The sequence below is a fragment of the Chlorobiota bacterium genome, from assembly GCA_016700335.1.
GTDB lineage: Bacteria > Bacteroidota > Ignavibacteria > OLB7 > OLB7.
Genome location: CP065014.1, coordinates 1641269 through 1654472, shown reverse-complemented (window position 1 = coordinate 1654472; position 13204 = coordinate 1641269). Strand labels below are relative to the sequence as shown.

The window sequence follows — 13204 nt, the reverse complement described above, 5'->3', positions numbered from 1 at the left end:
CTCTTTCAGTTGTTTTTATTTTCTTAATGTTTTTGTTTATATTTAAAGAAGCTTCACCAATAGTTTTTAGTTTTAATAAAGCTAAATTAGATTCTCTAAATATAAAGCCTTCAGATAGTCATAATGAGGAGTTGTTAGTTGATGAATATAATCCAATTGGAGATAATTTAAATTCAGATTCCAATAAATTATCAGTTAAAAATAATTCAACGCAGCAAGGTGATATTATAGAATACAATCCTGAAGTTGAATTAATAAATAAGCAAAAGGATATTAATAATTCTATAAATAAATCAGATGTTAAAAAAACTGATGAGGATATAATTTCATATAACCCAGAGGTTTCAGATTCGTTAATCATAAAATCTATCCAACCTGAAGTTAACATAAACCCAGATTCTGCAGCAAGAGCTATAATTGGATACGATTATCCTATATTGACACACAGTTCTCAAGTAAAGTTATCACATTTATTTTATAGGAATTGGCAGCCAAATTCAGAGTTCCCAAGATATGGAATTTATCCAATTATATTAGGAACGCTTAAAACAACTTTTATCGCAATTTTATTAGCTGCACCAATAGGAATTTTTGCAGCAATATATACTGCATTTTTTGCTGGAGTTAGGATTAAAGAATGGTTAAAACCAATTATGGAAATACTCGCAGCTTTTCCATCTGTAGTTATTGGATTTTTTTGTTTAATGACAATAGCAACCTTTGTTCAATCAGTGTTTGGTACTGAAATAAGATTAAATTCAATTGTTGGAGGAATTGGTTTAGCATTGGTTTCAATACCTATAATCTATACGATAACCGATGATGCATTAACTTCTGTCCCAAAGTCATTGAGAGAAGCTGCATTAGCTTTAGGTGCAACAGAATGGCAGACAGTTTATAAAATTATGGTACCAGCTGCAACACCTGGAATTATTGCTGCAGTTTTATTAGGTTTTGGAAGAGCAATGGGAGAAACAATGATAGCATTAATGGCTACTGGAAATGCGGGTGATGTAAGTTTAAACTTTTTTGAATCTGTAAGAACAATTTCTGCTACAATTGGCGCTGAAATGGGAGAGGTTGTTTTTGGTTCACCTCATTATCAAGTGTTGTTTTTTTTAGGAGTTTTATTGTTTATCGTTTCTTTTGTAATCAATTTTATTACTGAATTTTATGTTAAACAAAAGTTACTAAAAAAATTCAAAGGAATTTAGTAATTAAGTAATGAAATTTTGAATGAGTAAACATTTTCTAAAGTCAATCAAAAAAAAGTTGAACTAAATTAATGATAAATAAATACAATACTGAAGCATTATTTTCAAAAAAATCAAACAAGAAAGATAAAATTCTTGGTGGAATTGGGTATGGTTTACCTTTGGTTAGTTTGTTAATAGTATTGTTCATGATTGGTTTGATAATTTCCAATTTTGCTTTGTTAGGATTGCCAAATGTTACTTGGTCATTTCTAACACATGATCCTAAGAATATGAACACCGAAGGAGGAATTTTCCCTGCCATTTACGGCACATTTTTACTTGTTTTAGTAATGGTTGTTATAGGAGTTCCTATTGGTACTATGACTGCTATTTATTTAAATGAATACGCATTACAAAGTTCTATTTTTTCTAAAATTATTAGATTTGCTGTAAATACTTTAGCAGGAGTTCCATCTATAGTTTACGGACTTTTTGGTCTAGGTTTTTTTATTCAAACAGTTGGTGCTAATATTGATACATTTAAATGGAATTCTTTAAGAGAAAATACTGTTCAAGTTTTAACTTTAAAAAATGCACCATTAGAAGGTAAATCTAGTTCTCTGCAAGAAATTACGTCTTACTTAAAAAATATTGATTCAATTAAATTTAGATCTGTAAATAATTTTATTCAAGAATATCCAAATGGAGAATCAGTTAAAATTAATTCTAAAGATCTGAATAATTTCTTACTAAATAAAGTAGATTTGAAATGGGGAAAGCCATCATTGTTGTGGGCTGCATTAACTTTAGCATTACTAACTTTACCAGTAGTAATTGTATCTGTTGAAGAAGCATTAAGAACTGTTCCAAAAGAAATTAGAGAAGCATCATTAGCATTGGGAGCTACAAAATTTGAAACAATTTATAAAATTGTTATACCTAGTTCAATTGGTGGAATTTTAACTGGTGCAATTCTTGCAGTTTCTAGAGGAGCAGGTGAAGTTGCTCCAATTTTATTAACAGGTGTTGTATATTCTCAACAATCTCTTCCAAAGTCCTTGAGTGATCAATTTATGCATCTAGGCTATCATTTGTATGTTCTAGCAACACAATCTCCAGATGTTGATAAAACAATGCCTATTCAGTATGCAACTACTTTGGTTCTAATTGCATTAACATTAGCATTAAATATTATTGCAATAATTATTAGAAGTAGAATTCGTAGAAAAACTATTTCTTATTAATTTGTACTTAAATTTGTAAAGTCATTTATAACTAGTTTTACTCAAAAATTTGAATTCAATAATTAAAACTGAAAATTTATCTTTATATTATGGAGCAAAGCAAGCTCTTAATAAAATTAGCATTGATATACCTAGAAATGAAGTAACTGCATTTATTGGTCCTTCTGGATGTGGTAAATCTACTTTTCTTAGAACTTTAAATAGAATGAATGATCTTATTCCTTCAGTTCGGATAGAAGGGAGTATCTTTATTGATGATATTAATATTTATGAAAAAAAAATAAATGTAGTTAACTTGAGAAAAATGGTTGGAATGGTATTTCAAAAATCCAATCCATTTCCAAAATCTATCTATGAAAATATTACATTTGGTCCTAAGTTAAATGGTATAAAAGATAAAATTAAATTAGATGAAATAGTTGAAGAAAGCTTGAAATCATCTGCTTTATGGGAAGAAGTTAAGGATAGATTAAATGATTCTGCATTTAGTTTATCTGGTGGTCAACAGCAAAGACTTTGCATTGCAAGAACAATAGCTGTAAACCCTGAGATTTTGCTTATGGATGAACCTTGTAGTGCATTAGACCCATTATCTACATCTAAAATTGAAGAACTGATTGCTGATTTAAAATCTAAATACACAATTGTTATTGTTACGCATAACATGCAACAAGCCTCAAGAGTAAGTGATAATACAGCATTTTATTATTTAGGAGAATTGATAGAATTTGATAAAACTAGGGATATATTTACACATCCAAAAAATGAAAAAACAGAAAATTATATTACAGGAAAATTTGGATAGGATTTTCAATTTTTATAAAATTTTTATAATTAAATAATAAACCTTATGTCTTTAATACAAAAAGAATTAGAATCTTTGAAATTGCATATAAACAAAATGTTTATACTTGTAATTAGTCAAATTGAAAATAGTCAAAAAGCATTCATTTCTGGAGATAAACAATTAAGTGAAAGCATTAAAGAAAATGAAATTATAGTTAATGAAATTGAAGTAAATATCGATTCAGAATGCGAAAATGTAATAGCATTATTTAATCCAGTTGCAGCTGATTTAAGGTTTGTATTATCTTGTTTAAAAATAAATTCTTTTTTAGAAAGAATTGGTGACGCAGCAAATGGATTAGCAAAATTTGTAAATAGAAATGATATTGAAGATTATAAGGAGTATTTAGAAATTACTCAAGCAAACCAAATGTTTGAACAATCTAAGTTAATGCTAATGTTAACTTTTAATGCATTTCAAAATGATGATTCAGTTACTGCTCGTGGAGTTTTTAAGTTGAATAAAATTTTAGATAATTACAACTCAACTGCTCGTTCTTCAATATCGTTAAATATAAAAAGTAACCCAGAAAGAGCAGAAAAGGCAATAATATTTTTATCTGCAATACGTAAATTAAGTAGAGTTGGAGATCAGACAACTAATATTTCAGAGGAGATTATATTTTATTTAGAAGCAAATAACATAAGACATAAAGGTCTTACATCCTAAGTTTATTAATTATTCTAAAGATTTTATTTTGTTAAAAAAATTTGGTTGAATTAATAATATTATTGTAAAAATTACAAATGGAATTAAAATTCCTGCAATAACATAACTTGATTCAAAAATTAGAAAAGGATACATTGCTAAAGTTACTAATACTCCAGCAATACCACCTCCTAAATGGGCGGAATGACCTATTCTTCCAGCCCCTGATTGCAATCCGTAAATAGAAATTAATGTGTAAACAATTCCAAAAAGCCAAGCAGGAATTCCTGGAATAAAAAAAACAGACATTTTAGTATCTGGGAAAAATACTATAAATGAAAAAATTACACCACTTATTGCTCCCGAAGCACCTAGAGCTCTATAATTTGGGTTTATCCTATGAACATATAAAGAAAATAACTCAGAAGCAATTAAACTTACTAAATAGATGATCAAAAATGGAAAAAATCCTAGTTCTATTTCTAGTATTCTACCAAAAGAATAAAAGCTAAATAAATTAAATCCTAAATGTGATAAATCATTATGAATAAATGCAGAAGTTACTAATCTATAATACTCTTTATTTTGAAGTATTTTATCAGTTTTAAACATAAATTTTTCTAGGAAAAATTCATTTTTAAAACCATATAATGAGGCAATCATATTTATTCCAATTATGAAGTAAACTAAATACATTAATCTAAAAATTAGTTAAGTTTAAAGAGGCAATTGGAGGATGTAACTCTTTTATAAAAGTATCTCCAGGATACAATACTTGTTCTAAGAATAATCCAGATGGAGGAGCTGTAAATTTTAACTGGAATTCAGTATTAAAATTAAGAGCATTTGCAAATTCATTCTCTGTCAAATTTCCTCTACCAACTTCTACTAATGCTCCAGTTAATCGCCTTACCATTTTCCATAAAAAGTGACTAGCTCTAATTCTCAAAAGTATTAAATCACCATATTCAATTATATCTAAAGAATCAACTAAAACTTTAGTAGCATCTTTATTTGTTCTATCTAATTCAGCGAATGATGAGAAATCATGCATACCAACGCATAAAGATCCTGCTCTTCGCATAGTTCCTAAATTAAGTGTATCTTTAATCCACCATAAATGACTTTTACCGAAAGCAGATCTTGTTCTAGAAATCTGATAAACATAACTTCTTTTTAAGGCTGAATATCTTGCATGAAATTTATCTACAGTTTTGATTGAAGAGATAACATTTACGTCAAAAGGGAGATTATCATTTAAACCATAAATCATTTCTCTCTCAGAAATCTCCTTTTTAAAATCGATGTGAGCCACTTGAGCTAAAGCATGGACTCCAGCATCGGTTCTTCCTGAACCCATCACTTCACCAACGTCACCAAAAGCAAGTTTACAAGCTTGTATTATTTCACCCTGTACTGTTTTAGCAGATCTTTGAATTTGCCATCCAGAATATCTTGTACCGTCATATTCAATAGTTAATTTATATCTAGGCATTGTAATAATTTTAATAATTTTTGAAATTTGTGGAATTGAGAAAATTGAATCTATAAATCGACATTAAAAAAAAGGAGGTAAATATACCTCCTAATATTTAAGTTTCATTCATATTATGATAGACAGCTATTACATCATCATCATCTTCCATTTTATCAATTAGTTTGTAAATATCAATTTGAAGTTCATCATTAACATCAACGGTGCTATTGGGGATTCTATCTTTTTCTGCAGAAATTACATTAATTTTCCTATCCTCTAAAGCTTTTTGCATTTTTAAAAAATCATCATAATTAGTATAGATTAATGTTTCATCTTCTTCATTAATTAATTCTTCCAAGCCAAAATCAATTAATTCAAGTTCTAAATCATCTAAATCCAAACTTGTAGGGTCAATTTTAAAAATACCTTTTCTATCAAAAATGAATTCTAAAGACCCAGATTTCCCTAAAGCACCACCACCACGATTAAAGCAAGATCTAACATGAGCAACAGTTCTTGTTGGGTTATCGGTTGCAGTTTCAACTAATATTGCAACTCCATGAGAAGCATAACCTTCATAAATAACTTCTTCATAATTGCTAGCATCTTTATTAGTAGCTCTAATAATAGCTGATTCAACTCTATCTTTTGGCATATTTGCTGCTTTCGCATTTTGTATCGCCATTCTTAATCTAGAGTTTGTATCCGGATCACCACCTCCACTTTTAGCAGCCATAGCAATTTCACGACCAATTCGGGTAAATGAAACTGACATTTTCCCCCAACGTTTTAATTTTCTACCTTTTCGGAATTCAAAAGCACGACCCATATTTCAATTGAAAAATTATTAAATAATATTCAAAAAACCAAGTTTATAAATTAACAAAATTATCTAGCAATATGAGGTGCTATAACCAAAGAGACAATACTCATCAATTTTATTAGAATATTCATAGACGGTCCTGATGTATCTTTAAATGGATCTCCCACAGTATCTCCTGTAACTGAAGCTTTATGAGCTTCTGATCCCTTATATTCCATTTTACCGTTAATCATTACACCTTTTTCAAAAGATTTTTTAGCGTTATCCCAAGCGCCACCAGCATTTGATTGGAATATACCCATTAACACTCCAGAAACTGTTACACCAGCTAACAATCCTCCAAGTACTTCCGGACCAAAAGCAAAGCCAATTATTATAGGAGTAGTTAAAGCTATAGCTCCTGGTAAAATCATTTCTCTAATTGATGCTTTTGTTGAAATAGCAACGCATTTTTCGTATTCAGGCTTTCCTGTTCCTTCCATTATCCCTGGTATTTCTCTAAACTGACGGCGAACTTCTTCAACCATAGCCATAGCAGCACGACCTACAGCAGAAATTGCTAATGCAGAAAAAATGTATGGAATCATTCCGCCGATGAACAAGCCCGCTAAAACATCTGCTTTATAAATATCAATGGCATTGATTTTAGCTACACCAACAAAAGCAGCAAATAATGCAAGGGAAGTCAATGCTGCAGAGGCAATTGCAAAGCCTTTTCCTGTTGCAGCAGTTGTATTTCCAACAGCATCAAGTGTATCAGTTCTGGATCTAACTTCTTTAGGTAAAGCAGCCATTTCAGCTATTCCACCTGCGTTATCAGCAATAGGACCAAAAGCATCTATTGCAAGTTGCATTGCAGTAGTAGCCATCATTCCAGCTGCTGCAATAGCAACTCCATAAAGCCCAGCCAATTTATAAGAACCATATATGCCAATTGCAAGAATTAATATTGGTATTACAGTTGATTCCATACCAACAGATAATCCACCAATAATATTTGTGGCATGACCAGTTGAAGATTGCTGAACTATAGATTTTACAGGTCTTCTTCCCATTGAAGTATAATATTCAGTTATCATACTCATTAAAGTACCTACAACTAGTCCCAAAATAATTGCATAAAAAACATGCATTTTTGTAAATGCATAACCTCTAATTGACATATCATCAGGTAACATATAATTAACTAAAAAATATGATGCAATTGCAGTTAGGATTATTGAAGTCCAATTACCTAGATTTAATGCATTTTGAACATTAGAATTTTCATTTTTAATTTTTACGAAAAAAGTACCAATTATAGAAAAAATTATTCCAAGTCCTGCAATAACCATTGGTAATAAGATTGGTGATAGCCCTCCAAATGAATCTGCCTTAGCATCTATTTCTTGTCCAAGCACCATGGTAGCTAAAATTGTTGCAACATAACTACCAAATAGATCAGCACCCATCCCAGCCACATCACCTACATTATCACCTACATTATCAGCAATAGTAGCAGGGTTTCTTGGATCATCTTCGGGAATACCAGCTTCAACTTTTCCAACCAAATCTGCACCAACATCTGCGGCTTTAGTATAAATACCACCACCTACTCTTGCGAATAATGCAATTGACTCTGCACCTAATGAAAAACCAGCAAGAACTTCAATTACCTTTTTCATTTCTATTCCATTTATCTGAGATCCAGCTGGCACAAACAAATAATAAAATACTATAAATAAAGTACTTAACCCCAGAACAGCTAATCCAGCAACACCAAGCCCCATAACAGTTCCACCATTAAAAGAAACTTGCAATGCTTTTGCCAATGAAGTTTTTGCTGCTTGAGTAGTTCTAACATTTGCTTTGGTTGCAATATTCATTCCTATATAACCTGCTGTTGCAGAAAAGAATGCCCCTATCAAAAAAGCAATAGCAATTATTGGGCTTGATTCTGGAACTAAAGTACCACTCCAACCAAGTAACACTGAGGCAATTAATGCAAATATTCCAAGAACTTTCCATTCTGCTTTTAAGAATGCAATGGCACCTTCAGCTATGTATCTTGCAATCTCTTGCATTCTTTGGTCTCCAGCCTCCTGCTTGGTTACCCACCTTGCTTTAAAGAACATAAACACCAGTCCGATTAAGCCAAGTAAAGGAACCAAATAAACTAAGTTTGTCATTGAAAAATTATAAAGAGATTTATTGAAATTATTTAATAATCGAATGATGAAAATATATTTAAGCCACAAATTTAATGAAAAATTTGTAAGAAAATTTAATTGATTTATTGATTTTTAGTTTTGGTTTTAATATTATTTGATTTTTTAATAAATATTAAAAATTAAAATTCAATTAAAACATAGCTTGATAATTCAATGACACTATTTTCTATTAAATAGAAATATGAAATTCAACAAATTAATTTATAACATAATACTATTTTTGTAATATGAAAAACTTAAATGAGTTAGTAGAAGAAGATTTGTTAGAAATTAATTTTAAAATTAAATCAACTTTTAGTGGTCCAACAATAAATGGTATTAAACATAAAAAATTAGATACAATTGTTGATGGTAGAGGAGATGTTATTGAGCTTTGGAGCTTACCTTGGGTAGAAAAAGAAGGTTTTTCATTGCCAAAGCATGTTTACCAATCTGCTACTGATTATGGAGTAACTAAATGTTGGCATTTACATGAAATTCATACAGATCAATTTACAGTTACTAGAGGTAAATTGCAAGTTGTTTGTGTAGACCTAAGAATTGAATCACTAACATTTGGTGAAGTAAATAGTTTTATAATTGGAATTCAAAATCCTTCTTTAATATTAATTCCACCAGGAGTTATGCATGGTTGGAAAGCTTTATCATCCCCTGAAACTATTGTTGTAAATCTTCAAACTGAAGTTTATGATCCAAAAGATGAATTCAAGTTTCGTTGGGATTGTGTTTTGGCAGAAGTTTGGGAACCAAACAATGGATAAAATGAATTTTGTAATTTGTGTAAATCATTTTTAGTTTAATTAATTCTTAATTTACAATTTTTACTTCTTATTTTAATATCTATCCTCAAAATCAAATCTATCTAATTTACTATTTTATATGCAAATATTATTTCTTACACTAATTTCATTTTATTTTTTTATTAACAATACCTTTTCTCAAGAACAAATTGAAGAAAAACATAATTGTGGATTTTTAGAATATAATAAAATATCTAATAAATTTTATTTAGAAAATACAAAGAAAAGAAATTTAGAATTGTATAATAAATTAATAGATAAATCAAATGATAAAATTCATAAAAATAACTTATTCAAAATTGGAGATGAATTATCATTTTTTACATACAATAGAGTAAAAGAAGACTATGAAGAGGTAAAAGCTACATTAAAATCAGAAGGGGATCAAATCAGGATTTGGGTCGAAAATAATGAGTTAAAAAGAATAAATTCAAATACCTTAACAAGCACAATTAGTCAGTTAACTGATGCATTAGAGAAGAAAACATCCTCAAAATCTCGTAATCCCAATTTGGGTATTTTAGATAATGATGAAGAGGTATTTGGTAAAGCTTCAACTAAATATAAATTTAATAATAAAACAGATTTTTTATTATTAGATATTAAACAACCATCAGGAGGTGGTGTTATATTAGGATACTTTTCTAAAATTGATCAAACAGATGAAATTGGTTCTAATAAATTAAACATACTTTACATAGATTCTAAAGAAGGAATAGCAGGTGGTATTAATCAAATTCTTTCAACATTAGCTCATGAATTCCAACATTTAATTCACAATGGAAAAAATCCAGATAGTGAAATTTCTATAAATGAAGGTTGTAGTGAAACAGCAAGTATTTTATGTGGTTATATAACCAGGGGAAATAGTATTTATTTCAAAAAAACTAATACTGATTTATTTAGATGGACAAATGAAAATAACAATGATTTGTTAGCAGATTATGAAAGAATGATGACTTATATAGAGTATATATATGAACAAGCTGGAGAAAAAACTTTAACTGAACTTGTAAAAAATCAGAATTATGGTTCTGATAGAATAAATGAAGCATTGAAGATAAGTAAAAGCAATTTTTCTTGGCAAGAATTACATAAGAATTATTCAATTGCTTTGTATTTACAATCTAATGATGACCCAAGGTATTCATTCAAACAAAAACTAACTTTATCAAGTGCCCCAAAACCTACTCAAATAACTTATAATGGTTTGAATTATCCTTCAACGAATTCAATAGCATTTGAGTCTTTTGGAATATCATATATAACTTACAACAATCCAACAGGATTACAAGTTAAATTCAAAAGCAACTATCCAAATTCTATTTCTGCAATTTTATTTAGAGGAATTAATGTTTATGAGATTGTAGATCTAAAAAATAATGTAGATTATTGTCTAGGAGAAAGAGGTTATTTCGATAAAATAGTATTTGCAATTTCAAGTAAATCAATTGATGAACAAATCGTAGAGTGGAGTTCCTCAAATTGTTTGGCAGGAGTTAATGAAAATCTTTCTAATTTAAAAACAAGTTATAAATTATCTCAAAACAATTTAAAAGTTCAAGTTCAAGTTGATAAAAATACTAAACTTGAATACAGGGTGTTTGATTTAAATGGTAAGAATATATCTGATAAAATTAATTACAAAGAATTATACTTAGGCGAAAATATTTTTAATGTAGATTTGTCTAACCAATCATCTGGAATTTACATTTTAAATATGATAACTGAAAATGGGATTTCAAATGTTTTATTCAATTATAAAAATTAAATTTATTTGTTAATCAAGATAAAATTTTATTTGAATCAAAATTTTATTTGAATTAAAGTTAAATTATGAAAGTTAAGTTATTGATATATCTAATATTACTTTTACCAAATAACCTATTCAGTCAGTTACAAAGAATTTGTTACTCACCAGATGAAGAAGTATTTTTTAGTTGTGAAAGAATTGGTAAGTTTACTTTTGATCCAATCAAATATGAGACTGCAAATTGTTCTATTTTTGATTCAGTTCAAATTGTATTAACAAATACTTCCAAAAATGATTTAATAATTAATTCGATAAATTTAAAAAATCAAAACAGTGGATATTCAGTTGCTCAAAGCATTAAGTATCCATTAATTGTTAAGTCTGGTAAAAAGTATTCAATCTTCATTTTACTCAAATCAGTTAATAGGAAAGGACTAATCGATGACACTTTAGATATAGTTAGTAATGCTAGAGTTAGCACCTCCTTCGGTATTGGTATTGACGAAAGTACTAATATGTTTAACCCTATGAATTGTCAAACTATTCCTAATGATAAATTATCACTAGCTAAAAAATACATATCAGATTTTATTTCAAGATATATATTTAATAAACCAATTGAAAAAGTTAATGATGAATTATTAATGTTAGTTTATTCGACTAAATATCTTGGTGATATATTAAATAATATCTCACCAAATACAAAGCCATTATATGGTCCAATAAAGATAAACCAACAAAAATTTCTAACAGATGCTATAAGCTCGATGAATACAATTTCCCCAGCAAATAAAGAACGTATGGCTGGATGGGCAATAAGAGAATTAACTCAAGGAATTAAAAAATCAAATTTAAAAAATCGTTTATCAATTTTGTATGTTAGTGGGGATCCAGATATAAGTGAAATAAATGCTGGTTCTAAAATAGTATTAAATAATGCATTTTTATACAATGTAAGAGTCTTTATAATTGCAGATAATTTAACTATTGTGGGTAGAGATTATTACAATGATATTTCATTAAATAGTAAAGGGAAATTGTTTGAGATTAATAATTGTAATGAACTTCAATGTGTTATAGATTCTATTGCTGAACTTTCAAATTTTGGAGGAACAACAGAGTTACCATTATCTATTAAAATAAATAAATCTGAATTATCTTCTAAAGAATTTCAATTTGATACTGTAAAAGTTGGGACGGATTTTTGTAAGAGTTTTGTGATTAATAACAATGATAGTTCAGGGAATTTAACAGTTACAAATACTATCGTAAAAGATAAATTTAATAAAGTATCAAATGTTTTTAGATCTAATCAACCTAAACCACCATTCATTGTTAATGAAGGAAAAGGTTATCCAGTTACAATTTGTTTCTTGCCAGATAATTTAGGGTTTAACGAAGGATATGTATATTACAACTATAATAGTTGCGATAATCAGGAATTAAAGGTTAAGGTTTCTGGGTATGGTATTAGTTCATTAAATGTAATGTTAAATGATACAGTTTATGGTTCAAATGGAGATTATTTTTATATAAATGTTTATGCTGACTCAACTCTAAGTAATTATAATGTAAATGATTTAAATTTTAATATAAAGTATGATAAGAGACTTTTAAATCTTGAGTATGTTATTTCTGGTAATGACTCCAAATCGACAATTTATAATATTGTAGAAAATTTGTTTGATAACAATAATGCAATTTCAAAAGTAATAGGTAAAAGTAGTACTATTATAAATAAAGGTGAATTTGCACGATTAAAATTTAAAGTTTTATATGGAACACCTGAGTCATCAACTATAGAATTAACTAGTGGTAGTTTTAGCAATGGTTTTTTAAAAATGAATTCTATAGGAAAAGGTTTGTTTGTTATAAAAGATAATGGATGCTTTCCTGATTCAAAAAAAATTATAAATAAAAATGATTTACAGAATGTTTTTCTAGTTAAAATTTCTGAAAACCCTATTTATGGTAATGGAAATGAATTTATAGAACTTTATTTAAAAAGAAATACAATTGTAAGTGTAACTATTGAAAATAGTTTAGTGTCATATAGCGAATGTTTGTTTGAAGGTGAGTTAATTAGTGGGATTAATCAAATTCCTTTAAAACCAAATTTGTTTTCATCTGGTATGTATTATTTAATAGTAAAATCAGTTGAAAATTCAAATCCAATTATCAAAAAAATTATATTTCTTAAATGATA

11 protein-coding genes are annotated in these 13204 nt (G+C 28.4%); 7 read left to right on the top strand and 4 right to left on the bottom strand.

Annotated elements, in window-relative coordinates; all coding sequences use genetic code 11:
* Window positions 1–26 precede the first annotated feature (26 nt).
* From pstC to phoU, 4 genes are all read left to right on the top strand, one after another.
* Window positions 27–1214, top strand: a complete 1188-nt coding sequence (gene pstC / locus IPP08_06755; GenBank protein QQS67846.1) for a phosphate ABC transporter permease subunit PstC — start codon at window positions 27–29, stop codon at window positions 1212–1214.
* 71 nt (window positions 1215–1285) lie between these two features.
* The gene (locus IPP08_06750; protein ID QQS65487.1) at window positions 1286–2440 is read left to right on the top strand and encodes a phosphate ABC transporter permease PstA; all 1155 of its coding nucleotides are present in this window, start codon (window positions 1286–1288) and stop codon (window positions 2438–2440) included.
* A gap of 49 nt (window positions 2441–2489) precedes the next feature.
* Window positions 2490–3245: a phosphate ABC transporter ATP-binding protein gene (pstB, locus tag IPP08_06745; GenBank protein ID QQS65486.1), complete on the top strand. Its 756-nt coding sequence runs from the start codon at window positions 2490–2492 to the stop codon at window positions 3243–3245.
* Window positions 3246–3290: 45 nt separating this feature from the next.
* Window positions 3291–3956: a phosphate signaling complex protein PhoU gene (gene phoU, locus IPP08_06740; protein ID QQS65485.1), complete on the top strand. Its 666-nt coding sequence runs from the start codon at window positions 3291–3293 to the stop codon at window positions 3954–3956.
* A 9-nt stretch (window positions 3957–3965) separates the two neighbouring features.
* Here the strand turns inward: phoU and IPP08_06735 are convergent, their stop codons facing one another.
* From IPP08_06735 to IPP08_06720, 4 genes are all read right to left on the bottom strand, one after another.
* On the bottom strand, window positions 3966–4631 hold the full coding sequence (locus tag IPP08_06735) for a rhomboid family intramembrane serine protease (GenBank protein ID QQS65484.1): 666 nt from the start codon (window positions 4629–4631) through the stop codon (window positions 3966–3968).
* Between the two features lie 4 nt (window positions 4632–4635).
* Window positions 4636–5430 (bottom strand): tRNA pseudouridine(38-40) synthase TruA, encoded by a 795-nt coding sequence (truA, locus tag IPP08_06730; GenBank protein ID QQS65483.1) that lies wholly within the window; start codon window positions 5428–5430, stop codon window positions 4636–4638.
* Between the two features lie 97 nt (window positions 5431–5527).
* Window positions 5528–6241: a YebC/PmpR family DNA-binding transcriptional regulator gene (locus IPP08_06725; protein QQS65482.1), complete on the bottom strand. Its 714-nt coding sequence runs from the start codon at window positions 6239–6241 to the stop codon at window positions 5528–5530.
* Window positions 6242–6300: 59 nt separating this feature from the next.
* On the bottom strand, window positions 6301–8403 hold the full coding sequence (locus IPP08_06720; GenBank protein QQS65481.1) for a sodium-translocating pyrophosphatase: 2103 nt from the start codon (window positions 8401–8403) through the stop codon (window positions 6301–6303).
* 269 nt (window positions 8404–8672) lie between these two features.
* Between IPP08_06720 and IPP08_06715 the strand changes: the two genes are divergently transcribed.
* The 3 genes from IPP08_06715 to IPP08_06705 all read left to right on the top strand — a co-directional run bounded on the left by IPP08_06715 (window position 8673) and on the right by IPP08_06705 (window position 13202).
* Window positions 8673–9206, top strand: coding sequence for a dTDP-4-dehydrorhamnose 3,5-epimerase family protein (locus IPP08_06715; GenBank protein QQS65480.1), 534 nt, complete (start codon window positions 8673–8675; stop codon window positions 9204–9206).
* A gap of 118 nt (window positions 9207–9324) precedes the next feature.
* On the top strand, window positions 9325–11016 hold the full coding sequence (locus tag IPP08_06710) for a hypothetical protein (protein ID QQS65479.1): 1692 nt from the start codon (window positions 9325–9327) through the stop codon (window positions 11014–11016).
* 65 nt (window positions 11017–11081) lie between these two features.
* Window positions 11082–13202, top strand: coding sequence for a hypothetical protein (locus IPP08_06705; GenBank protein ID QQS65478.1), 2121 nt, complete (start codon window positions 11082–11084; stop codon window positions 13200–13202).
* Window positions 13203–13204: the final 2 nt, after the last annotated feature.